Annotated in this window: 22 protein-coding genes and 5 tRNA genes; 10 read left to right on the top strand and 17 right to left on the bottom strand. The window is 54.6% G+C overall.

What is annotated here, in order from left to right; all coding sequences use genetic code 11:
• Positions 1-12: 12 nt before the first annotated feature.
• From ABVN36_RS03750 to pncC, 12 genes are all read right to left on the bottom strand, one after another.
• Entirely contained in the window at positions 13-438 is a 426-nt protein-coding gene (locus ABVN36_RS03750) for a YqaA family protein (RefSeq protein ID WP_001279499.1), read from the bottom strand.
• Positions 435-1,001: a fructose-1-phosphate/6-phosphogluconate phosphatase gene (gene yqaB, locus ABVN36_RS03755; protein WP_000271291.1), complete on the bottom strand. Its 567-nt coding sequence runs from the start codon at positions 999-1,001 to the stop codon at positions 435-437. The genes ABVN36_RS03750 and yqaB overlap by 4 nt, the downstream gene beginning before the upstream one ends.
• A 229-nt stretch (positions 1,002-1,230) precedes the next feature.
• Positions 1,231-1,307 (bottom strand) — tRNA-Arg (locus ABVN36_RS03760).
• A 193-nt stretch (positions 1,308-1,500) separates the two neighbouring features.
• Positions 1,501-1,577 (bottom strand) — tRNA-Arg (locus ABVN36_RS03765).
• A 62-nt stretch (positions 1,578-1,639) separates the two neighbouring features.
• Positions 1,640-1,716 (bottom strand) — tRNA-Arg (locus ABVN36_RS03770).
• 61 nt (positions 1,717-1,777) lie between these two features.
• A tRNA-Arg gene (locus ABVN36_RS03775) sits at positions 1,778-1,854 on the bottom strand.
• Positions 1,855-1,857: 3 nt separating this feature from the next.
• A tRNA-Ser gene (locus tag ABVN36_RS03780) sits at positions 1,858-1,950 on the bottom strand.
• A gap of 303 nt (positions 1,951-2,253) precedes the next feature.
• A complete protein-coding gene (csrA, locus tag ABVN36_RS03785; protein WP_000906486.1) occupies positions 2,254-2,439 on the bottom strand; it encodes a carbon storage regulator CsrA in 186 nt (61 codons plus the stop codon).
• A gap of 234 nt (positions 2,440-2,673) precedes the next feature.
• Positions 2,674-5,304: an alanine--tRNA ligase gene (gene alaS / locus ABVN36_RS03790; protein ID WP_023138955.1), complete on the bottom strand. Its 2,631-nt coding sequence runs from the start codon at positions 5,302-5,304 to the stop codon at positions 2,674-2,676.
• A gap of 235 nt (positions 5,305-5,539) precedes the next feature.
• The gene (recX, locus tag ABVN36_RS03795; protein ID WP_001294863.1) at positions 5,540-6,040 is read right to left on the bottom strand and encodes a recombination regulator RecX; all 501 of its coding nucleotides are present in this window, start codon (positions 6,038-6,040) and stop codon (positions 5,540-5,542) included.
• A 116-nt stretch (positions 6,041-6,156) separates the two neighbouring features.
• Positions 6,157-7,218 (bottom strand): recombinase RecA, encoded by a 1,062-nt coding sequence (gene recA / locus ABVN36_RS03800; protein ID WP_000963150.1) that lies wholly within the window; start codon positions 7,216-7,218, stop codon positions 6,157-6,159.
• 84 nt (positions 7,219-7,302) lie between these two features.
• Positions 7,303-7,800 (bottom strand): nicotinamide-nucleotide amidase, encoded by a 498-nt coding sequence (gene pncC, locus ABVN36_RS03805; protein WP_001519172.1) that lies wholly within the window; start codon positions 7,798-7,800, stop codon positions 7,303-7,305.
• Positions 7,801-7,995: 195 nt separating this feature from the next.
• On the opposite strand from pncC, the gene ABVN36_RS03810 reads away from it, so the two are divergent.
• A complete protein-coding gene (locus ABVN36_RS03810) occupies positions 7,996-8,241 on the top strand; it encodes a hypothetical protein (protein WP_001519391.1) in 246 nt (81 codons plus the stop codon).
• 37 nt (positions 8,242-8,278) lie between these two features.
• On the opposite strand, the gene mltB is transcribed toward ABVN36_RS03810, so the two are convergent.
• Positions 8,279-9,358 carry a lytic murein transglycosylase B gene (mltB, locus tag ABVN36_RS03815; RefSeq protein WP_000476826.1) on the bottom strand — a complete coding sequence of 360 codons (1,080 nt, stop codon included), beginning with the start codon at positions 9,356-9,358 and terminating at the stop codon, positions 8,279-8,281.
• A gap of 253 nt (positions 9,359-9,611) precedes the next feature.
• Between mltB and srlA the strand changes: the two genes are divergently transcribed.
• The 7 genes from srlA to gutQ all read left to right on the top strand — a co-directional run bounded on the left by srlA (position 9,612) and on the right by gutQ (position 14,673).
• Complete coding sequence (gene srlA / locus ABVN36_RS03820; protein WP_000573335.1) at positions 9,612-10,175, top strand: PTS glucitol/sorbitol transporter subunit IIC; 564 nt, start codon at positions 9,612-9,614, stop codon at positions 10,173-10,175.
• Positions 10,172-11,143 carry a PTS glucitol/sorbitol transporter subunit IIB gene (locus ABVN36_RS03825; RefSeq protein ID WP_000199039.1) on the top strand — a complete coding sequence of 324 codons (972 nt, stop codon included), beginning with the start codon at positions 10,172-10,174 and terminating at the stop codon, positions 11,141-11,143. Before srlA ends, ABVN36_RS03825 begins: the two co-directional genes overlap by 4 nt.
• An 11-nt stretch (positions 11,144-11,154) precedes the next feature.
• The gene (gene srlB, locus ABVN36_RS03830) at positions 11,155-11,517 is read left to right on the top strand and encodes a PTS glucitol/sorbitol transporter subunit IIA (protein ID WP_000111553.1); all 363 of its coding nucleotides are present in this window, start codon (positions 11,155-11,157) and stop codon (positions 11,515-11,517) included.
• An 11-nt stretch (positions 11,518-11,528) separates the two neighbouring features.
• Positions 11,529-12,308, top strand: coding sequence for a sorbitol-6-phosphate dehydrogenase (gene srlD, locus ABVN36_RS03835; protein WP_023138956.1), 780 nt, complete (start codon positions 11,529-11,531; stop codon positions 12,306-12,308).
• A 76-nt stretch (positions 12,309-12,384) separates the two neighbouring features.
• Positions 12,385-12,744, top strand: a complete 360-nt coding sequence (gene gutM / locus ABVN36_RS03840) for a transcriptional regulator GutM (protein ID WP_000255198.1) — start codon at positions 12,385-12,387, stop codon at positions 12,742-12,744.
• 197 nt (positions 12,745-12,941) lie between these two features.
• Entirely contained in the window at positions 12,942-13,715 is a 774-nt protein-coding gene (srlR, locus tag ABVN36_RS03845; RefSeq protein WP_000804536.1) for a glucitol operon DNA-binding transcriptional repressor SrlR, read from the top strand.
• The gene (gene gutQ / locus ABVN36_RS03850; protein ID WP_001278206.1) at positions 13,708-14,673 is read left to right on the top strand and encodes an arabinose-5-phosphate isomerase GutQ; all 966 of its coding nucleotides are present in this window, start codon (positions 13,708-13,710) and stop codon (positions 14,671-14,673) included. The genes srlR and gutQ overlap by 8 nt, the downstream gene beginning before the upstream one ends.
• On the opposite strand, the gene norR is transcribed toward gutQ, so the two are convergent.
• Positions 14,670-16,190, bottom strand: a complete 1,521-nt coding sequence (gene norR / locus ABVN36_RS03855) for a nitric oxide reductase transcriptional regulator NorR (protein ID WP_000010814.1) — start codon at positions 16,188-16,190, stop codon at positions 14,670-14,672. The genes gutQ and norR overlap by 4 nt on opposite strands.
• A 184-nt stretch (positions 16,191-16,374) precedes the next feature.
• Here norR and norV point away from each other — a divergent pair, with 184 nt between their 5' ends.
• On the top strand, positions 16,375-17,814 hold the full coding sequence (gene norV, locus ABVN36_RS03860) for an anaerobic nitric oxide reductase flavorubredoxin (RefSeq protein WP_001527986.1): 1,440 nt from the start codon (positions 16,375-16,377) through the stop codon (positions 17,812-17,814).
• On the top strand, positions 17,811-18,944 hold the full coding sequence (gene norW / locus ABVN36_RS03865) for an NADH:flavorubredoxin reductase NorW (protein WP_023138957.1): 1,134 nt from the start codon (positions 17,811-17,813) through the stop codon (positions 18,942-18,944). The genes norV and norW overlap by 4 nt, the downstream gene beginning before the upstream one ends.
• Before the next feature lie 96 nt (positions 18,945-19,040).
• Here norW and hypF read toward each other — a convergent pair whose 3' ends face one another.
• The 3 genes from hypF to ABVN36_RS03880 form a co-directional block, all read right to left on the bottom strand.
• Positions 19,041-21,281, bottom strand: a complete 2,241-nt coding sequence (gene hypF / locus ABVN36_RS03870; protein WP_023138958.1) for a carbamoyltransferase HypF — start codon at positions 21,279-21,281, stop codon at positions 19,041-19,043.
• A 145-nt stretch (positions 21,282-21,426) separates the two neighbouring features.
• On the bottom strand, positions 21,427-21,972 hold the full coding sequence (hydN, locus tag ABVN36_RS03875) for an electron transport protein HydN (protein WP_001078791.1): 546 nt from the start codon (positions 21,970-21,972) through the stop codon (positions 21,427-21,429).
• Between the two features lie 200 nt (positions 21,973-22,172).
• On the bottom strand, positions 22,173-22,982 hold the full coding sequence (locus ABVN36_RS03880; RefSeq protein WP_001747661.1) for a hypothetical protein: 810 nt from the start codon (positions 22,980-22,982) through the stop codon (positions 22,173-22,175).

Genomic DNA, 22,982 nt, shown 5'->3' on the forward strand with positions numbered 1-22,982 from the left:
AACCTACAATTATTACCACCACATCATGCCCTGAACCGTCGCCGCTGCGAGCGCAACATAGCGCAGCGCCTTACCAAGACACAAAAAAAAGATCGTCCGCCCCCACGGGATGCGCATCCATCCCGCTAACAGGCACAACAAATCACCGATGACCGGCATCCAGCTTAATAATAGTGTGGCTGCGCCATAACGCTTTAGCCAGCCAGTCGCTTTTTCCTGCCAGCGCGACGTTTTGCGCAGCGGAAAGAAACGCCCAAGAATAACGTTAGTTACCCCTCCAAGGCTATTACCCATTGTTGCTGTTAAGACTAAGACCCAGGGATGGCTGACGCCGGAGACCAGCATAGCAACCAAAACCACCTCAGAATTACCGGGTAACAGCGTCGCGCTGAGAAAACTACTGGCAAACAGAGACAGGAGCGACAGTCCGTCACTCACAATAGTCGGACATCCACGGCATCCATTCCCGCCGCCCGCGCCGCCTGTAAACCAAAATCGGCATCTTCAAATACCACGCACTGCGTCGGCATGACGCCCATCTGCTGGGCGCACAGTAGGAAGGTGTCAGGCGCAGGTTTGTGATGCTGTACGTGATCTGCCGCCACAACCGCATCAAAATAACGACGCAGCCCCAGATGCGCTAACAAGGCTTCCGCGATAGCGCTTTCGCTACCGGTACCGACCGACATGGGACGCCGCCCATGCCACGCTTTAACCACCTCAACCAGCGGCAGCGGTTCTACGCAGTCCAGCAGGATGCTTTTTACCGCGTCGGTTTTCTCACGCGCCAGTGACAGGGGATCAAGATCGGCATGGTTAAGCTCAATGATTGACTGGGCGATAAGCCAGGTTGGCGAACCGTTAAGCGCGACCATTGCCTGTTCATCAAAACGAAGACCATAGCGCCCCAAAACCTCACGCCACGCTTTGCGATGCGTGGGTTCGGTATCCAGGAGAGTACCGTCCATATCAAAAATCAAACCAGCATAACGTGCGTACATCGTGTTCTCGCAAACCGAATAACCAGACAGTACTTTATCGCAATTGGTTGATTTTGTCGCTAATAGAGATGAAGAGGTATATTCAGGATAAGGGGAAAAGCGATTGCGGGGCAGTGACGTATCCGGGAGGATTATTCGCCTTATGGGCCGTTGCTGACGCAACGTTATCCTTCTGATGCCAGCGGTGATTACCGCTATCTTATCTGCATTGCTGAAAGTACGGAGAATATGGTGCATCCGGGAGGATTCGAACCTCCGACCGCTCGGTTCGTAGCCGAGTACTCTATCCAGCTGAGCTACGGATGCATTGGAAATGATGTTTACTACAAGATTTGATGTCGCATTTACTGCCACACTAAATAAGATGGTGCATCCGGGAGGATTACTCGCCTTACGGCTCGCCCTTCGGGCCGTTGCTGACGCAACGTTATCCTTCCTGGTGCCAGCGGTGATTACCGCTATCTTATCCGTATCTTCATCACTGAAAGTACGGAGAATATGGTGCATCCGGGAGGATTCGAACCTCCGACCGCTCGGTTCGTAGCCGAGTACTCTATCCAGCTGAGCTACGGATGCATCGGAAAACTTGCTTTACTGCCGATATTGATACCGCGGTGAAAGCCGTATCAAGTAAGAGATGGTGCATCCGGGAGGATTCGAACCTCCGACCGCTCGGTTCGTAGCCGAGTACTCTATCCAGCTGAGCTACGGATGCATCGGGAAACTTACTTTACTGCAGATTTTGATACCGCGGGAAAGCCGTATCAAGTAAGAGATGGTGCATCCGGGAGGATTCGAACCTCCGACCGCTCGGTTCGTAGCCGAGTACTCTATCCAGCTGAGCTACGGATGCAAATGGCGGTGAGGCGGGGATTCGAACCCCGGATGCAGCTTTTGACCGCATACTCCCTTAGCAGGGGAGCGCCTTCAGCCTCTCGGCCACCTCACCACACGCCTCTTACGAGTGCTTCGAAGAACTTGTTCTGCTCATCGTCGCTGCGTGGCGCACATATTACTTTCTGGGACTTATAAGTCAAACAATTTTTCCAGAGCTTTTATCGTTTGCACACTTCACGCTCAATTAGTCTGTAAAAAAGCCAAAAAGAGTGTTTTATCAACAGATAATTTGATGACACGCTGGCCTCCAAAAGCGCACCATATCAACAGTGAGGTTGAAAAAAGTCATGAAGGGACAACGCGGGCGAGCGAGAAGAGAGGCTGCGCCTCACCCGAAAAGTGAGACGCGAAAACCTTAGTAACTGGACTGCTGGGATTTTTCAGCCTGGATACGCTGGTAGATCTCTTCACGATGGACAGAAACTTCTTTCGGGGCGTTCACGCCAATACGCACCTGGTTGCCCTTCACCCCTAAAACTGTCACGGTGACCTCATCGCCAATCATGAGGGTCTCACCAACTCGACGAGTCAGAATCAGCATTCTTTGCTCCTTGAAAGATTAAAAGAGTCGGGTCTCTCTGTATCCCGGCATTATCCATCATATAACGCCAAAAAGTAAGCGATGACAAACACCTTAGGTGTAAGCAGTCATGGCATTACATTCTGTTAAACCTAAGTTTAGCCGATATACAAAACTTCAACCTGACTTTATCGTTGTCGATAGCGTTGACGTAAACGCCGCAGCACGGGCTGCGGCGCCAACGAACGCTTATAATTATTGCAATTTTGCGCTGACCCAGCCTTGTACACTGGCTAACGCTGCAGGCAGAGCTGCCGCATCCGTACCACCGGCTTGCGCCATGTCCGGACGACCACCACCCTTACCGCCCACCTGCTGAGCGACCATACCAATCAATTCCCCTGCTTTAACCCGGTCGGTCACATCCTTCGACACGCCCGCAATCAGAGAAACCTTACCTTCAACAACCGTTGCCAGTACGATAACGGTAGACCCCAGTTGATTTTTCAGATCATCAACCATGGTTCGCAGCATTTTCGGCTCAATACCAGCAAGCTCGCTAACCAGGAGCTTCACGCCGTTGAGATCGACCGCTTTACTGGAAAGATTTGCACTCTCCTGCGCTGCGGCCTGGTCCTTCAACTGCTGCAACTCTTTTTCCAGCTGACGTGTACGTTCCAGCACGGCACGCACTTTGTCGCCCAGATTCTGGCTGTCGCCCTTCAGCAGATGCGCAATATCGTTTAAGCGATCGCTTTGCGCATGAACGGTGGCCATAGCGCCTTCACCGGTTACCGCCTCAATACGACGAATGCCCGCTGCGGTGCCGGACTCAGAGATAATACGGAATAGACCGATATCACCGGTACGACTGGCGTGAGTACCGCCGCACAGTTCGGTAGAGAAATCGCCCATGCTCAGAACGCGTACACGTTCGTCATATTTCTCGCCAAACAACGCCATGGCGCCTTTCGCCCTGGCCGCGTCGAGATCCATGATGTTCGTTTCAATCGGCAGGTTGCGGCGAATTTGCGCATTCACCAAATCTTCAACCTCACGAATCTCCGACGGCTTCATCGCTTCATTGTGCGAGAAGTCGAAGCGCAGCACTTTATCGCTAACCAGCGAACCTTTCTGCGCAACGTGTGTCCCAAGCACCTGGCGCAACGCCGCGTGCATCAGGTGCGTGGCGGAGTGGTTCAGACGGATACGTGCGCGGCGCGCTTCATCTACGTCAGCCTGTACCGCATCGCCCACTTTCAGAGCGCCCGCAGACAATTTGCCGAGGTGACCAATCGCCTGACCATATTTTTGCGTGTCGTCCACAGCGAAAGTAAATCCAGCGCCTTTCAGCTCGCCTTTATCGCCAACCTGACCGCCTGATTCCGCATAGAATGGGGTCTGATCCAGCACGACAACCGCTTCCTGTCCCGCGTTAATCACTTCAACCGCTTTACCATCGACAAACAGCGCGGTCACTTTGCCGTTCAGTTCCAGATGGTCATAACCTTTAAATTCAGAAGCGCTGTCAACGCGGATCATCGCGTTGTAGTCCGCGCCAAAACCGCTAGCTTCGCGCGCGCGACGGCGTTGCTCTTCCATAGCGGCTTCAAAACCGGCTTCATCGACTTTGATGTTGCGCTCACGGCAGACGTCCGCCGTTAGATCGACCGGGAAACCATAAGTATCATACAGACGGAAAGCTGTTTCGCCGTCCAGGGTGTCGCCCTGCAATTTCGCCAGCTCTTCATCCAGCAGCGCCAGACCGCGCTCCAGCGTACGGGCGAACTGCTCTTCTTCCGTTTTCAGAACCTGCTCGACCTGCGCCTGCTGACGTTTCAACTCTTCGCCTGCGGAGCCCATTACCTCAATCAGCGGCCCAACCAGCTTGTAGAAGAAGGTCTCTTTCGCGCCCAGCATGTTGCCGTGACGAACCGCGCGACGAATAATGCGACGCAGCACATAGCCACGGTTTTCATTCGACGGCAGCACGCCATCGGCAACCAGGAATGCGCAGGAACGGATGTGGTCGGCGATAACACGCAGCGATTTATTACCCAGATCGGTGGCGCCGGTGACTTTCGCTACCGCTTCAATCAACGTGCGGAACAGGTCGATGTCATAGTTAGAGTTAACGTGTTGCAGTACCGCGGCAATACGCTCCAGCCCCATACCGGTATCTACAGACGGTTTCGGCAATGGTTCCATCGTCCCGTCAGCCTGACGGTTGAACTGCATAAAGACGATGTTCCAGATCTCAATATAGCGATCGCCGTCTTCTTCCGGGCTTCCCGGAGGGCCGCCCCAGATGTGGTCGCCATGATCGTAGAAGATTTCGGTGCACGGACCGCAGGGACCGGTGTCGCCCATCTGCCAGAAGTTATCCGATGCGTATGGCGCGCCTTTATTGTCGCCGATACGGATGATACGCTCGCGCGGGATGCCGACTTCTTTTTCCCAGATCTCATAGGCTTCGTCGTCGGTTTCATAAACGGTGACCCATAAACGCTCTTTTGGCAGAGCAAACCAGTTTTCACCGGTCAGTAATTCCCATGCGAACTGAATGGCGTCGTGTTTGAAGTAATCGCCGAAGCTGAAGTTGCCCAGCATTTCGAAGAAAGTATGGTGACGTGCAGTGTATCCGACGTTTTCCAGATCGTTGTGTTTACCCCCCGCGCGTACGCAACGCTGGGAAGTGGTTGCACGGGAATAATTACGTTTATCGAGCCCAAGGAAAACATCCTTGAACTGGTTCATCCCGGCATTGGTAAACAACAGAGTGGGGTCATTGTTAGGCACCAGGGAACTGCTGGCAACTACCTGATGCCCTTTACTATGGAAAAAGTCGAGAAACGCCTGACGGATCTCAGCGGTGCTCTTGCTCATAATTATCCTGAAATCAAGCTACACTTCATCCTTCAGGCCGCCTCTGCGTTGGCTGCGAGTTTCCCGGTCACGCGTTCCCGAGGCTCACTTGCCGCTTTGATGCGGCTTGAATGATTTTGTGTATTTAAGGAATATTCGTCGCAGACGCTGTTCGCCGTTAAGCAACCCGCGTCCAGACGGAAAAAGTGGGAATAAGATAAGTTTTCTTTACCGGGAAGTAAAATCCCGTATGCGCTCAATCTGCAAAATTTCGCCATATTTGCTGGATATCGTCCATCAGATACCCGCGATAGAGCAAAAAGCGCTGTACCTTAACCTTTTCTGAAAAGTTTGAAGGGAGCGGCTCGCCATATTTGCGAACGGCCTGTTCACGTGCCATTTCACTCCAGTCAATTTCACATTCTCGCATCGCTTTTTCAGTCGATTCACGGGAAATGCCTTTCTGATTCAACTCCTGGCGAATACGCGCCGGGCCATAGCCTTTGCGGCTACGACTGGCGATAAAGCGCATCACGAAGCGCTCGTCATCAAGATAGTGATGTTCGTGGCACCAGGCGATCACGCGTTCATAATCGTCTGCCGTCGCATCAATCTCTTCCGGCCCATTTTTGCCCATCACCGGCGCGGAGAGTTTACGCCGTAATTCCTGCTCGCTGTGATCGCGGACAGCAAGAATACGTACCGCACGATCAAGGAGACGAGCATAAGCGGGACGGCGCGATGTGGGTTCACTCATAAAAAACCTTAACAGGGAGAAATGCCAAAAGGGCCGCATAAATGCAGCCCTTGATGGTAATTTAACGTTTTGCTGAATGGCGGCTTCGTTTTGCCCGACCCACCATCACCTGATGATTAAAAATCTTCGTTGGTTTCTGCAACGCCTTCGCTATCGTCAACGGCGAAATCGGGCGTGGCATTCTGATTACTCAACAGTAATTCACGAACCCTTTTCTCGATCTCTTTCGCTGTCGCCGGGTTCTCTTTCAGCCAGGTAGTCGCGTTCGCTTTGCCCTGGCCAATCTTCTCGCCGTTGTAGCTGTACCATGCGCCCGCTTTCTCGATCAGCTTCTCTTTCACGCCCAGGTCAACCAGTTCGCCATAGAAGTTGATGCCTTCACCGTAGAGGATCTGGAACTCGGCCTGCTTAAACGGCGCGGCGATTTTGTTTTTCACCACTTTCACACGCGTTTCGCTACCCACGACATTATCGCCCTCTTTCACCGCGCCAATACGACGGATATCAAGACGAACAGAGGCGTAGAATTTCAGCGCGTTACCGCCGGTGGTGGTTTCCGGGTTACCGAACATCACGCCAATCTTCATACGGATCTGGTTGATGAAAATCAACAGCGTGTTGGACTGTTTCAGGTTCCCCGCCAGCTTACGCATCGCCTGGCTCATCATACGCGCCGCGAGGCCCATGTGAGAGTCGCCAATTTCGCCTTCGATTTCCGCTTTCGGCGTTAGCGCCGCTACGGAGTCGACCACAATGACGTCCACCGCGCCTGAACGCGCCAGCGCGTCACAGATTTCCAGCGCCTGCTCGCCGGTATCCGGCTGAGAACAGAGCAGGTTATCGATATCGACGCCCAGCTTGCGTGCGTAAACAGGGTCAAGCGCGTGTTCCGCATCGATAAACGCACAGGTTTTACCTTCACGCTGCGCAGCGGCAATCACCTGCAGCGTCAGGGTCGTTTTACCGGAAGATTCCGGCCCGTAAATTTCGACGATACGCCCCATCGGCAGACCGCCCGCACCGAGTGCGATGTCCAGTGAAAGCGAACCGGTGGAGATAGTTTCCACATCCATAGAACGGTCTTCACCCAGACGCATGATGGAGCCTTTACCAAATTGCTTTTCAATTTGGCCCAGTGCTGCCGCCAACGCTTTCTGTTTGTTTTCGTCGATAGCCATTATTACTCCTGTCATGCAACTTGGTATTGAACCGGATAGTGAATTCGTACTGTTGAAGCAATTATACTGTATGCTCATACAGTATCAAGTGTTTTGTAGAAATTGTTGCCACAGGGTTTGTAGCGCGTACGTCGTCGCCTGTCGACGCACCGATTCACGGTCGCCGCTGAAGCATTCCCGACGCGTAATCCCTTCTCCGCTGACGCTGGCGAAAGCAAACCACACCGTACCAACCGGCTTTTCTTCACTGCCGCCATCCGGCCCGGCAATTCCGCTAATAGCGACAGCAAAATCGGCGCGAGCGGCCTTCAGCGCCCCGATCGCCATTTCGACCACTACGGGTTCGCTGACCGCGCCATGCTGCGCCAGAGTCTCTTCACGCACGCCAATCATCTGCGCTTTGGCATCATTACTATAGGTGACAAAGCCGCGTTCAAACCAGGCGGAGCTTCCGGCGATGTCGGTAATGGCTTTCGCCAGCCAGCCGCCGGTACAGGACTCTGCTGTCGTTACGGTCGCCCCGCGCGCTTTTAACGCCAGCCCGACCTGCTCGCTAAGCCGCATCAGTTCACTGTCAGTCATCATGACCTCTGTCAGTTAGAAATCCTGCCGCACAAGATAGCACTTTCTCACCAGAGATGGGGACGAGCAGTCGATTTTACGAGTCGGATTCCGAAAAAATGCCAGCAGGTTATTTATGCAGAATGAAATGAGGTAGCACATGACTAAATAGCAGTACCATGTCGCTAAATTTACACGCACGGAGAGAAAGCAAGGATGTCACTCAAAAAAACGGAAAGCACACAGCACAAACTGAAACAAACCTGTCAACTACGGCTGTGGTTAATTGTGGGTGGAGTATGTTCATTAGGAATGGGAGTACTGAATATATTGTCGTCAGGCTATTTTGAACCGTATGATGGCGGTCAAATTATCTTAGGCCTGGGATGTCTGGGATATAGTCTGGCACTATCAAAGAAGATATCCCACTTGCAGGCAGAGAATCAGCCCAAAAAGCCATAATAATAGCGGAGGGGGGACTCCCCTCCCTAAGCGTAAATTAGCGCACCCGCGCCAGCGCTACCGCCTGGCCCAGTTGCCAAACCGCCATCGCATAATGCGTGCTGTGGTTATATCGGGTAATGGTGTAGAAGTTCGGCAGGCCGTACCAGTACTGGTAGCCCGTACCGATATCCAGACGCAGCAGGCTGGCTTCCTGATGATTGCCCAACGATTGCTGCGGCGTTAAGCCTGCGGCGGCAAGCTGAGAGAGGCTGTATTTTGTTTTGAAACCATTCGCCAGTCCCGGCGCCTGACCATTCGCCGGCACCGCAACCGTATCGCCTTTCACCCAACCATGCGCCTTGAAGTAGTTCGCCACACTGCCGATGGCATCTACCGGATCCCACAAGTTAATGTGCCCATCGCCATTGAAATCGACCGCATATTCTTTATAGGAAGATGGCATAAACTGGCCGTAGCCCATCGCGCCCGCAAAGGAACCTTTCAGATTGAGCGGATCGTCTTGCTCATCGCGCGCCATGAGCAGGAAGGTTTCCAGCTCGCCGGAGAAATATTCCGCCCGGCGCGGATAGTTAAATGACAGCGTCGCCAGCGCATCCAGAATCCGCGTTTTCCCCATGATACGTCCCCAGCGGGTTTCCACGCCGATAATCCCCACGATGATTTCCGGCGGTACGCCGTATACCTGCCAGGCGCGGTTCAGCGCGTCTTCATACTGATTCCAGAACGCGACGCCGTTTTGCACGTTATCCGGCGTAATAAATTGTTTGCGGTAGCGCAGCCAGGCGCCATTTGGTCCGGCGGGCGGCTGAGTGGTCGGCGCTTGTCTGTCCATCAGACGCAGGACGTAATCCAGTCTTTTAGACTGCGAGAGGATCTCCTGCAGCTGCTGACGGTCGAAACCGTGTTTGCTGACCATTTTATCAATGAACTGCTGCGCATTAGGGTTGTTGGCGAAGTCGCCGCCCATTTGCATGACGTTATGCTGCGGCTCAAGCAGGAAGCCGCCGGAAGACGTGCCAGTCGTCGCTTGAGTCTCGGAAGATTTTGGCGTGCTGCTACAGGCAGCAAGCAATACGCAAAGTGGAAGTAACGCTACATAACGACGCTTGAACATGAGAGATCCATTAAACAAATTCAGCCAGGAAGAAGTATGGTAAAGCATCCCCCGCCGCACAAGGAAGCGGCACAAGAGAATAAATCACCTTTCTCCTCTTTTCAGTTTGTATCCGCTCCCCCACTCCCGCAATCTTTCAACTTAAAATATTTTTCTTTTATTTTGCGATCACAATAACACTTTTTAATCTTTCAACATGATTACAATGAACAGGAAATTAGCAAGAAAACTAAAAACCCTACAGGAGAGAACAATGATCGAAACCATTACACATGGTGCGGAGTGGTTCATCGGGTTATTCCAGAAAGGCGGAGAGGTGTTTACCGGTATGGTGACAGGTATTCTTCCGCTACTGATAAGCCTGCTGGTTATCATGAATGCGCTCATCAATTTTATCGGCCAGCAGCGTATTGAGCGTTTTGCCCAACGCTGCGCCGGAAATCCGCTATCCCGCTACCTGCTTTTACCGTTTATCGGAACGTTTGTTTTTTGTAATCCGATGACCCTGAGCCTGGGACGCTTTATGCCGGAGAAGTACAAGCCGAGCTATTACGCGGCGGCCTCCTATAGCTGTCACTCCATGAACGGTCTGTTTCCGCATATCAATCCCGGCGAACTGTTTGTTTATCTGGGTATCGCCAGCGGACTCACCACGTTAGGGCTTCCTCTCGGCCCGCTCGCGGTGAGCTATCTGCTGGTAGGTCTGGTGACGAACTTCTTCCGCGGTTGGGTAACCGATCTCACCACCGCTATTTTTGAGAAAAAAATGGGGATTCAACTTGAGCAGAAAGTTCATCTGACAGGAGCGGTATCATGACACGGGTTCGTATTGAGAAAGGCGCCGGCGGCTGGGGCGGCCCGCTTGAACTGGACGTTACGCCAGGCAAAAAGATCGTCTATATCACAGCCGGTACGCGCCCGGCGATCGTCGACAAACTGGCGCAACTAACAGGCTGGCAAGCGGTGGACGGCTTTAAAGAAGGCGAACCGCCGGAAGCGGAAATCGGCGCGGCCATTATCGACTGCGGCGGTACGCTGCGCTGCGGTATCTATCCGAAACGCCGGATTCCAACCATTAATATTCACTCGACGGGTAAGTCCGGCCCACTGGCGCAGTATATTGTTGAGGATATTTATGTCTCCGGCGTAAAAGAAGAAAACATTACTCTTGTCGGCGAAACGCCTGCCAGTCCCCAGCCTGCCAAAACGACATTAGGACGTGACTACGACACCAGCAAAAAAATCACCGAGCAGAGCGACGGGCTGCTGGCAAAAGTCGGTATGGGAATGGGCTCCGCCGTGGCGGTACTGTTCCAGTCCGGTCGCGACACCATTGATACGGTCCTGAAAACAATCCTGCCGTTTATGGCGTTCGTTTCGGCGCTGATCGGCATCATTATGGCCTCAGGTCTTGGCGACTGGATCGCCCACGGCCTGGCGCCATTAGCCAGCCATCCACTGGGGCTGGTGACGCTGGCATTGATCTGCTCTTTCCCGCTGCTGTCGCCCTTTCTCGGCCCTGGCGCGGTTATCGCTCAGGTCATTGGCGTCCTGATCGGCGTTCAGATAGGCCTGGGCAATATCCCCCCGCATCTGGCGCTTCCCGCCCTGTTCGCGATTAACGCACAGGCGGCCTGCGACTTTATCCCGGTCGGCCTGTCGCTGGCGGAAGCGAAACAAGACACCGTTCGCGTCGGCGTACCTTCTGTGCTGGTCGGACGCTTCCTGACTGGCGCGCCCACGGTACTTATCGCCTGGTTTGTTTCCGGCTTTATCTATCAATAAGAGGTTCAGACATGAGCGTGATTTATCAAACCACCATCACCCGTATCGGCCAGAGCGCGAAGGAGGCGCTCGGCGAACAGATGCTGATTACGTTTCGGGAAGGTGCGCCGGCGGATATCGAAGAATTTTGCTTCATCCATTGTCATGGCGAACTGACCGGCGCGCTGCAGCCTGGCGCGCGGTGTGAATTGGGCCAACATTGCTATCCGGTCACGGCGGTCGGCAGCGTAGCCGAGCAAAACCTGCGTGAACTGGGGCATATCACTTTGCGCTTCGATGGTCTGCGTGAAGCGGAATTTCCCGGCACCGTACACGTTGCGGGGCCTGTACCGGACGATATCGCGCCGGGCTGTATTTTGACGTTTGTCGCTTAAGGAGAAAAAACATGAATCAAGTTGCCGTTGTCATTGGCGGAGGCCAGACCCTGGGGGCATTCCTTTGCCGTGGGCTTGCAGAAGAAGGATACCGCGTGGCGGTCGTTGATATTCAAAGCGATAAAGCCGCGAATGTCGCCCAGGAAATTAACGCCGATTTTGGCGAAGGTATGGCGTACGGTTTTGGCGCCGACGCCACCAGCGAGCAGAGCGTGCTGGCGCTTTCCCGCGGCGTAGACGAGATTTTCGGGCGCGTCGATCTGCTGGTTTACAGCGCGGGTATCGCCAAAGCGGCGTTTATCAGCGATTTCCAGTTGGGCGATTTTGACCGCTCGCTACAGGTGAATCTGGTGGGCTATTTCCTCTGCGCCCGTGAGTTTTCCCGCCTGATGATCCGCGACGGCATTCAGGGGCGCATTATTCAGATTAACTCTAAATCCGGCAAAGTGGGCAGTAAACACAACTCCGGCTACAGCGCGGCGAAATTCGGTGGCGTGGGGTTAACCCAGTCTCTGGCGCTGGATCTGGCGGAATACGGCATTACCGTACACTCGTTGATGCTCGGCAACCTGTTGAAATCGCCGATGTTCCAGTCACTGCTGCCGCAATACGCCACTAAACTGGGCATTAAGCCCGACGAGGTGGAACAGTATTACATTGATAAAGTACCGCTCAAACGCGGGTGTGATTATCAGGATGTGCTGAACATGCTGCTATTTTATGCCGGCCCGAAAGCGTCTTATTGCACCGGGCAGTCGATCAACGTAACCGGCGGTCAAGTGATGTTCTGACCGTGAATTGCCGGATGGCGCCGTAGGCCGGATAAGACGGTTACGCCGCCATCAGGCAAAACAACAGGAGCACATTATGGTTTCCACTCTGATTACCGTCGCCGTTATCGCCTGGTGTGCGCAGCTGGCGCTGGGCGGCTGGCAGATTTCCCGCTTTAATCGAGCTTTCGATAAACTTAGCCAACAGGGGCGGGTCGGCGTCGGGCGCTCCGGCGGGCGTTTTAAGCCCCGGGTGGTGGTTGCCGTGGCGCTGGACGAACAGCAGCGGGTGACGGACACTTTATTGATGAAAGGCCTTACGGTATTCGCCAGACCGGTTAAAATTGCCGCAATGCAAGGAAAACATTTGCATGAATTACAGCCTGATGTGATCTTTCCCCATGATTCGCTCGCGCAGAATGCACTATCATTGGCGCTTAAACTGAAACATGGGTAATTTCGTTGTGAATGCGTATAGCTTGCGAAATTATCATTTTGCAACCAATACCCTAAATAATTCGAGTTGCAGGAAGGCGGCGACGCAGTGAATCCCAGGAGCGTACATCAGTACGTGACCGGGGTAAGCGAGGAAAGCCAACGCACATGCAGCGTGAAGTATGACGGGTAAATACATAAGTCAGGGTAATCACGCCTATGAAACCTCGTCAGCGTCAGGCCGCGATTCTGGAGCACCTGCAAAAACAGGGAAAATGCTCGGTTGAAGAACTGGCCCAGTACTTTGACACGACAGGCACCACTATCCGTAAAGATCTGGTCATTCTGGAAAATGCCGGAACCGTCATCCGCACCTATGGCGGCGTGGTGTTGAATAAAGAAGAGTCCGATCCGCCTATTGATCACAAAACGCTTATCAACACCCACAAAAAAGCGCTGATAGCCGCAGCCGCTGTGAAATATATCCATGATGGCGATTCCATTATTCTGGACGCCGGAAGTACCGTGTTACAGATGGTGCCGTTGCTTTCGCGTTTTAGCAACATCACGGTGATGACCAACAGCCTCCATATTGTTAACGCGCTATCGGAACTGGACAACGAACAAACTATCCTGATGCCCGGCGGCACCTTCCGTAAAAAATCGGCGTCGTTTCACGGTCAACTGGCGGAAAACGCCTTTGAGCAATTCAGCTTTGATAAACTGTTCATGGGAACTGACGGTATTGACCTGAATGTCGGTGTGACCACGTTCAATGAGGTTTACACCGTCAGTAACGCAATGTGCAATGCAGCACGCGAGGTGATTCTGATGGCGGACTCCTCAAAATTTGGTCGTAAAAGCCCCAATGTGGTGTGCAGTCTGGAAACCGTCGACAAACTGATCACGGACGCGGGGATCGATCCGGCATTTCGTCAGGCGCTGGAAGCAAAAGGGATTGAAGTAATCATAACCGGAGAAAGCAATGAGTGATGCACTACTAAACGCGGGCCGTCAGACCTTAATGCTGGAGCTACAGGAAGCCAGCCGTCTGCCGGAGCGTCTGGGCGATGATTTTGTCCGCGCCGCCAATATCATTATTCACTGTGAAGGCAAAGTGATCGTTTCCGGCATTGGCAAGTCAGGTCATATTGGTAAAAAAATCGCCGCGACGCTTGCCAGTACCGGTACTCCCGCTTTTTTTGTTCATCCGGCGGAAGCATTGCATGGCGATCTGGGGATGATTGAAAGCCGCGACGTGATGTTATTTATCTCCTATTCCGGCGGCGCAAAAGAACTCGACCTCATCATCCCGCGTCTGGAAGATAAATCCGTCGCGCTGCTGGCGATGACCGGTAAACCTCACTCTCCGCTGGGGCGAGCGGCAAAAGCCGTTCTGGATATTTCCGTCGAGCGTGAAGCCTGTCCGATGCATCTGGCGCCGACATCCAGTACCGTCAATACGCTGATGATGGGCGATGCGCTGGCGATGGCGGTCATGCAGGCGCGCGGTTTTAACGAAGAAGATTTCGCCCGTTCGCATCCGGCTGGCGCACTGGGCGCGCGTTTGCTCAATAATGTGCATCACCTGATGCGCCAGGGCGATGCAATACCGCAGGTGATGCTCGCCACCAGCGTGATGGATGCCATGCTGGAACTTAGCCGTACCGGGCTGGGGCTGGTGGCGGTTTGCGATGAGCAACATGTTGTGAAAGGCGTCTTTACCGACGGCGACCTGCGCCGCTGGCTGGTGGGCGGCGGCGCGCTCACCACGCCGGTAAGCGAAGCCATGACGCCCAACGGTATTACGCTCCAGGCGCAAAGCCGCGCCATTGACGCCAAAGAGCTCCTGATGAAGCGCAAAATTACCGCCGCGCCAGTGGTCGATGAAAACGGCAAACTCACCGGCGCCATTAACCTACAGGATTTCTACCAGGCGGGGATTATCTAATCCTTCAGTCCCAGACGCTTCGCCAGCCGGTGCAGGTTGGCGACGTCGGTTTCCAGCGCCCGCGCGCTGGCCGCCCAGTTGTGATTATTTTGCGCCAGCGCCTGGCGAATCATCTCTCGCTGGAAGTTCTCCGTCGATTCGCGCAAATTGCGGCAAGTCGGCAGCGCCAGAAAGCTTTCCGCAGGCGGCGCGGGTAAAACGTCCTCTGACAAGGCAAAATGCTGCGCCTCCAGTATCACCTCATCCCCTGCCCGGGTCGCTCTCGCCAGTACAACCGCACGGTGAATGGCATGTTCCAGCTCCCGGACGTTGCCCGGCCAGCCATAGTTGAGCAAATGGCGGCGCGCGCCGGGACTCAGCACCACGCGGGACAGCCCCAGCCGCAGTCGGCACTGCTCGCAAAAATAGCCCGCCAGCAGCACCACATCATCGCCGCGCTCGCGCAGCGGCGGCACAAAGAGCGGGAAAACGCTCAGGCGATGGAACAGATCGGCGCGAAAACGCCCCGCCAGCACCTCTTCACGCAGGTCACGGTTGGTCGCCGCCAACACCCGCACATCCACGCGCAGGCTACGATCGTCGCCGACGCGCTGAATATCGCCATACTGCAACACGCGAAGTAGCTTGGCCTGTAGCGCCAGCGACAGTTCGCCAATCTCATCCAGAAACAGCGTGCCGTTATCCGCCATTTCAAACTTACCGCTACGATTACTGATAGCCCCGGTAAAAGCCCCTTTTACATGACCAAACAACTCGCTCTCCGCCACGCTTTCCGGCAGCGCGGCGCAGTTGAGATAGACCAGCGGATTGACCGCTCTGGGAGAGCCCTGGTGAATAGCTTTCGCCACCAGCTCTTTACCGGTCCCCGTTTCACCGCCGATCAGCACGTTAAGATCGGAGCCCGCCACAATCTCGATCTCTTTTTTCAACTGCGTCATCGCCGGCGACAGGCCGATCATGTGCGTCTCTTTTATCGGTTCAAACACGCCTGACGACCCCGGCAGCATGTTCTGGCTTTCCAGTTGTTCAATTAACAGCGCATTACTCAATGCCCCGGCGGCCAACGCGGCGACAAGCCGTAGCTCTTCATCGCTAAATACCTCGAACTGCTCCGGCGTCATAGCATCAAGGGTCAGCGCACCGATGAGGTTCTGTCCGGCAAACAGCGGCAGACCAACACAGGCGTGGACTTTCAGGCTTTCCTGTCCGGGAATTAACCCGTCATACGGATCGGGTAAATCGCTATCAGCCGGAAAACGCACCACGTCCCCCGCGCGGGCGATGGCTTCCAGGCGCGGATGCCCTTCCAGGGTAAAACGTCTGCCGAGGACGTCCTGCGCCAGGCCATCAATCGCCAGTGGAATAAATTGTCGTGATTCATAGCGCAACAGCGCCGAGGCGTCGCACGCCAGCACCTGACGCAGCGTAGTAATCAGCCGCTGAAAACGATCCTGATGCCCAATGCCGCGTTGTAACTCAATGGCGATGCCCGCCAATACCTCCACGGAAAAACTCATGGTTACCTCATTGTCATTTTGACAACCTATAGTGTCATATTGACAGCATCATTTATAGTCTTTTTGACTATATCAAAAATACAAATCATCATAAATATATATAAATCAATAATATAAAAAGTTGGCACACTACCTGCAATAAGCAAAACAACTTTTTGTAAACGTTGAATGAATTGAGGTGGTTATGTCTATTCTGGTTAAAAATAATATTCATTGGGTTGGCCAACGCGACTGGGAAGTACGTGATTTTCACGGCACTGAATACAAAACGCTGCGTGGCAGCAGCTATAACAGCTATCTCATTCGTGAAGAAAAGAATGTGCTGATCGATACTGTGGATCATAAGTTTAGCCGTGAGTTTGTGCAAAATCTGCGCAGTGAAATCGACCTCGCGGATATCGACTACATCATCATTAACCATGCCGAGGAAGACCATGCAGGCGCGCTGACCGAACTGATGGCGCAGATCCCGGACACGCCTATCTACTGTACCGCCAACGCCATTGATTCTATCAACGGCCATCACCATCATCCGGAATGGAATTTTAAGGTGGTGAAAACCGGCGATACGCTGGATATCGGCAACGGCAAGCAGTTGATCTTCGTGGAAACGCCGATGCTGCACTGGCCGGACAGCATGATGACCTATATGACCGGCGACGCGGTGTTATTCAGCAACGACGCCTTTGGTCAGCACTACTGCGACGAGCGCCTGTTCAATGATGAAGTGGACCAAACCGAACTGTTTGAACAATGCCAGCGCTACTACGCCAATATCCTGACGCCGTTCAGCCGTCTGGTAACGCCAAAAATTACCGAAATCCTCGGCTTCAACCTGCCGGTGGATATGATTGCCACCTCACACGGCGTGGTATGGCGCGACAACCCAACGCAAATCGTGGAACTGTATCTGAAATGGGCGGCAGATTATCAGGAAGATCGTATCACTATTTTCTACGATACCATGTCGAACAATACTCGCATGATGGCGGATGCCATCGCGCAGGGTATCAACGAAGTGGACCCCAACGTGGCGGTCAAAATCTTTAACGTCGCCCGCAGCGATAAAAATGAAATATTGACCAACGTCTTCCGTTCGAAAGGCGTGCTGGTCGGCACTTCTACCATGAACAACGTGATGATGCCGAAAATCGCTGGTCTGGTGGAAGAGATGACCGGCCTGCGCTTTCGCAACAAACGCGCCAGCGCCTTCGGTTCTCATGGCTGGAGCGGCGGCGCGGTGGATCGACTGTCCACGCGCTTACAGGATGCCGGTTTTGAAATGTCCCTGAGTCTGAAAGCGAAATGGCGTCCGGATCTGGATGCGCTGGAGCTGTGCCGTCAGCACGGTCGCGACATCGCGCGTCAGTGGGCGCTTGCTCCGCTGCCGGAAACCACACAGAAAACCACGCCAGCCGAAGAAACCACAACCTGCGCCGCCGCAGACCTCGGTCCTAAAATGCAATGCAGCGTATGCCAGTGGATTTACGACCCTGCGCTGGGCGAGCCGTTGCAGGATGTCGCGCCGGGTACGCCGTGGAGCGACGTGCCGGATAACTTCCTGTGCCCGGAATGTTCATTAGGTAAAGACGTGTTCGACGTACTGGCGACGGAGGCAAAATGAGTCGGGGAATCATCATTATTGGGTCGGGCTTCGCCGCCCGCCAGCTCGTCAAAAATATCCGTAAACAAGATGCGCATGTGCCGTTAACCCTGATTGCGGCGGACAGCATGGATGAGTACAACAAGCCCGATCTCAGCCACGTTATCAGCCAGTCGCAGCGCGCCGATGATCTCACCCGCCAGTTAGCGGGGGAATTTGCTGAACAGTTTAATCTGCGACTGTTCCCGCATACCTGGGTTGCTGACATTGATGCCGATGCCCATGTGGTGAAAAGTCAGGATAAGCAGTGGCAGTACGACAAGCTGGTACTGGCGACCGGGGCGACAGCCTTTGTGCCGCCGATTGCAGGACGTGAGTTAATGCTTACTTTGAATAGCCAGCAGGAGTACCGAGCCTGTGAGACACAACTGCGCGACGCGCAGCGAGTGCTGATTGTCGGCGGCGGTCTCATTGGCAGTGAATTAGCGATGGATTTCTGCCGCGCCGGGAAAACGGTAACGCTGATGGATAACGCCGCCAGCCTTCTCGCCTCACTGATGCCACCGGAAGTGAGCAGTCGCTTACAGCATCACCTGACCGATATGGGGGTGCATCTGCTGCTGAAATCGCAGTTGCAAAAACTGGAGAAAATCGAAGCCGGTATCCGCGCTACGCTGGCAAGCCAGCGTAGTATTGAGGTCGATGCGGTGATTGCCGCCACCGGCTTACGCCCGGAAACCGCTCTGGCGCGCCGCGCTGGGGTAGTCGTCAACCGCGGCGTCTGCGTGGATAGCTATCTACAGACCAGTCACCCGGATATTTATGCGATCGGCGATTGCGCGGAGATCAACGGTCAGGTGCTGCCCTTCCTGCAACCGATCCAGTTAAGCGCGATGTACCTGGCGAAAACTCTACTTGGTGGCAACGCGCCCCTGAAGCTACCGGCGATGCTGGTCAAAGTCAAAACGCCGGAACTGCCGCTGCATCTGGCGGGAGAAACTCAGCGCCGCGATTTGAGCTGGCAGATTACCGCAGAATCTGACGGTATGATTGCCAAAGGCATGAGCGGAGAAGGCCAACTACGCGCCTTTGTGGTGAGTGAAGACCGCATGAAAGAGGCCTTTGCACTGCTGAAAACGTTGCCCGTATAAGCCTGTGATGCCGGATGGCGCCGCTTCGCGTCTTATCCGGCCTAAGAATGAGCATCTGTTTACACGCCGGATAAGGCGCAGCCGCCATCCGGTGCCCTACACTTCCCTTAATGCTCGCGCTGCGGCAATCACGCCCTGTCCAAACGACAGTCCGCCGTCGCCCGCCGGTAACCGCTGCGGAAATAACAATTTAAAATCAGAAAGATAAAAGGCAAGACGCGCGCGCAGTAAGCGGTTGTGTATCACCCCGCCGCTGAAGACCAGAGTGGTTATCCCCCGCGCCGTAGCCTGCTGGCGCATTAGCGTGGCAAACCCGCACGCCAGCGCATCATGAAAAGCCCAGGCGCGTTGCGCGGGCGTGGCCTGCCAGTTCAACCATTGCCGCCAGAAAACGGCGACGTCCAGTTGAGCGCCGTTAAGCGGCATCGTTACCGGATGCTCAACGTTAGCGCATTGAGAGGCCAGCGCCTCCAGCGCGCAGGCGGCCTCACCCTCATAGCTAAGCGATGCTGGCGCGCAGCGAAGCGCGGCAGCCACCGCGTCGAACAACCGCCCGCAGGAAGAGGCCAACGGGGCATTGACGCCGCGCTCAATGGCGCGCGCCAGGACACTCCAGTTTTGCTGTTGCAGCCCCGCTGTCTCCGGGTAATCCAGCCAGTCCGGCACAAAGCGCAGGCACTGCGCCAACAGATTACGCCACGGCTGTTTGGCAGCCAGATCGCCTCCCGGCAGCGCCACGGCGGGTAAACCGCCTAAATGTTCGCATTCGCGATAATTGACCCGCAAACATTCTCCGCCCCATAGCGCGCCATTCTCACCCATGCCGATACCGTCTACCGTCAGGGCAATCACCTCTCCGCCGTCCAGCGGCCAACCATGCTCGGCCAGGCAAGCCGCCGCATGGGCATGATGGTGTAACACCGTCTCTGTCGGCAGACGCATCTCACTGGCCCACTGACTGGAAACATAGCCCGGATGCGCATCACAGACGATACGCTCTGGCGTAAAATCGTAGATTGACTGGATCAAACGCAATGCCTCGCGCCACTGCGCCTGGATACCGTCATCGCTGAGATCGCCTAAATGTTGGCTGACAACCGCCTGTTCGCCGCGTACCAGACAGAACGTGTTTTTCAGATCCGCGCCCAGACAAAGCATCGGCGGCACATCGCGAAATCCGGGCGGCAACGCAATCGCGTCCGGCACGTATCCCCGCGAACGACGCAGCATTTCGCCGCTGTCGCGTACGACAGAGTCGTCCATGCGCTGTACAATGTCGCGATTGTGCAACAGAAAACCATCGGCAATATCGTGTAAATCGTCCAGCGCCTGTTCGTTGGTGATGGCGGGCGGTTTGCCGCTCAGGTTGCCGGATGTCATCACCAGCGGGTAATTGAGCTCCTGCAACAAGAGGTGTTGCAATGGGTTGGCTGGCAGCATCACACCCACCTCCGTAAGTCCTGGCGCGATGCCCTCACTCAGCGAAGGTACATACTGCTTATCCACCAGTACAATCGGGGCCGCTGGCGTGGTCAGCAGCGAACGCGCCGCGGTCGGCAGCGTTTGCGCCGTGGGCAACATCACCGCCAATGGTTTCGCCGGACGATGTTTACGCGCCCGCAGCATCGCCACTGCGTTAGCGTTGCGCGCATCGCAGGCCAGATGAAAACCACCCAGCCCTTTAACGGCAATAATGCCTCCGGCGTTCAGTTGGGCGACCGCCGCCTGCAAAGCCGCCTCTTTTTCCGCTCGTTCATGTTGGCTCAGCCACTCAAGATGCGGCCCGCATGACGGACAGGCAACGGGCTGGGCATGAAAACGGCGATCGTACGGATCGCGGTATTCGCTGTCGCATTCCGGACACAAGGGAAACGCCGCCATCACCGTAAATGGCCGGTCATAGGGCATAGCGCGAATAATGGTGAAGCGTGGTCCGCAGTGGGTGCAATTGATGAAAGGATAACGGTAGCGCCGCTCGCCTGGGGTATTCATCTCGGCAAGACATGCCGGGCAGGTCGCCGCATCCGGCACGATTTGCGTGTTCATCGAACCGCCTGCGCTCTGACGAATGGTGAAATCCGTCGGTGCGCGCTCCCATACCAACGACGCGTGTTCAACGCTGTCAATGCGCGCCAGCGGCGGGCAATCCTGATAGAGCGCGGCAATAAATTGCGACGGATCTTCCAGCAGCCGAACGACGACGCCGTCGCCGTCATTACACACGTCGCCGTGTAATCGCAACTGCTGCGCCAGCTGCCAGACAAAAGGACGAAAACCGACGCCCTGTACTTTGCCCCGAATGCGTAGCTGTACGCCGGAAGGTGTGTCTATCGCCATCTTATTTTCCCGCCATCATCGAACCCGGATGCCTGATGGCGCGACGCTTATCAGGCCTACAACCGCACGGACCGTAGACCGGATAAGGCATTGATGCCGCCATCCGGCAATGCTTTGTGGCGTATTCTACGCGCAATCGCAGAAATCAGAAAAGCAGCGATGCCGTTGAATCCAGCGCCGCACGACGGCGTTTTTCCGCGCTTAGCTGTTCGAGCTTATTGCGGTCCACGCAGATGAGGGCGTGCGTTGGGCAAGCGGCCATACAGGCCGGACCGGCTTCACGGTGGTGACACAGATCGCACTTGTTGGCTTCGGCTTTTTCGGCACGCACGTTCAGCCCCGCGCCGCTATTGCGAACCACCGGACGTACCACCACTTCCATGGCGCCGTAAGGACATGCCACTACGCAAGTTTTACAGCCAATGCAGCGTTCCTGCATCACATGAACAAAGCCTTTGTCACGGCTGATGGCGCCATTCGGGCAAACGTTGGCGCACGGCGCGTCTTCACACTGGCGACACAGCGTTGCCGTGGAAACATTCACGCCTTTGATGACATGGATACGAGGTAAAAAGGTTTCAGGGGTCAGCGATGCGCAATCCTGATTTTCCTGATGGGATACGACGCAAGCCACTTCACAGGTACGGCAACCAATGCACTTACTCGCGTCTGCAATGATGAAACGGTTCATCAAATTCTCCAGCAATAACAGATGATGTGCCGATATATACACGAATCGTGCCAATTTTTATTTCATTGTTATTTAAGAATATTATTTCTATTTTCGTGAGCATTTACGTGTCATCGTCACAAGTGTCGATGACACGTAATGTCGCCAGTGGTGGTCAAGATTTGCAGTGATAGCCAGTCAACTCTGCACCGCAACTGACATCAATCCTGATTAACGCCTGGCAATACGTTACCGCGTATTAAACAGCGCTGCGTAAGGGAAAGATCGTCCGTTTGCGGATTCCTTCCGGCAATAGGTTTGATAATTAATTTACGGCCAGGATAGTGATTAAAACGGGTCAGCGCCGGATAACTCAACCGGCCAAACCAGCCGTGTACGCGCTGCCAGCGGGCGTCCTTCACCTGATATAAATTGGTTATCCAGTAGCCTGAGTCAAACTGCATATCCAACAGTTGCGTGCGCCCATTGCCCTGTAAATCAAGCAAATCATCGACGCCAGTATCGGTCGCGGTATAAAACCCCCACGGTTCAAAGACGCAGGGGCGGCCATTCTTGAGAAAGGTGAAAATGATGTATTGCGCGCTCGGCGCCAGGCCCAACCCAGGATTGCCCAACCAGATAACCAGGTCCTGAATGCCGTTACGATCGAGGTCAGCACGATAAAATTGCGCATTACCCGCCAAATTAATCAGCATTCCCACCGGGACAACCCACGAATTACCGGCTCTGTCTTTTCCGCTAATCCGCCATTCGTTATCTTTTTTCGGCTCCGGCAGTAGCGTCACGCCACTGACTCCGACCTGGCGAAAATGCCAGGTCTGGTCGGGCGATACAGAATAAGGCAGGGTCAACAGCGGCTTCAGCGCACGCTTTTGCGCATATTCACCGTCGCTCATCGGCAGGTAACCGACAAAACCGGTGGCCAGTGCGCGCGCGGCGATGCAGAAAAATAGCAGTCCGCTCCATACGATAACCTTCACGTTCTTCTTACCGCCTATGCCGGGGAACAC

It is taken from the genome of Salmonella sp. SJTUF15581, assembly GCF_043356775.1.
GTDB classification, from domain to species: Bacteria; Pseudomonadota; Gammaproteobacteria; order Enterobacterales; family Enterobacteriaceae; genus Salmonella; species Salmonella enterica.